Raw genomic sequence first — 678 nt, forward strand, 5'->3', positions numbered from 1 at the left:
CGGCGGCCGAGGCGATCCGCCTCCTGCGCACCGACGACGCCGGCCGCGCCGCCCTCCTCCTGACCACGGCCACCCCCGACCGAGCGGAGCGCCCGGGCGCCGCGGTGGAGCCGGGCGATTCCGGCTCACTGCACGCCGCTCCGGGCGAGCCCGCTTCGCGCGCGACCTCGGGCGAGCCCCCTTCGCACGCGGACTCTGGTGAACCGGCGCCGTACGCAGCCTCCGGTGAGCCCGCTTCGCGCACCGCCTCCGGTGAGCCCATGCCGTGTGCCACTTCCGGTGAGCCCGCCCCGCGTGCCGCCTCTGGTGAGCCCATGCAGCGCGCTGCCTCCGGTGAGTCCGCGCCGGGCGCCGCCTCGGGTGAGTCCGCCCCGCGCGCCGCCTCCGGTGAACCCGCCCCGCGCGCCGCCTCCGGTGAACCTGCGCCGGGCGGTGGCGCCCTCGTGCCGGGGACGCGGGCCGAGGGGGCCGTGCCGGGTGAGCCGGGTGAGCCGGGGCAGGTGACCCCGCCGCGATCGGCCGTCGCTCCGGTGGCCGAGGGTGCTGCCCCGGCGGCGACCAGTTCCGCTGTTCCCGCCTTCGGGCCGGAGCCCGGCGGCGGTTCGGAAGCGGGCGGGGTGTCGGGCGCGGCTGCCGAAGCGCCCACCGCCGGGGCGGGTTCCCCGGCTGCCGCGCCCC

The 678-nt window shown here is 80.4% G+C and carries 1 pseudogene; it reads left to right on the top strand.

Annotation, left to right across the window (positions count from 1 at the left end):
- Window positions 1-678 (top strand): annotated as a pseudogene (locus tag KN815_RS49510) (hypothetical protein); the annotation flags it as partial.

The sequence above is a fragment of the Streptomyces niphimycinicus genome (assembly GCF_018883605.1).
Taxonomy (GTDB): domain Bacteria; phylum Actinomycetota; class Actinomycetes; order Streptomycetales; family Streptomycetaceae; genus Streptomyces; species Streptomyces niphimycinicus.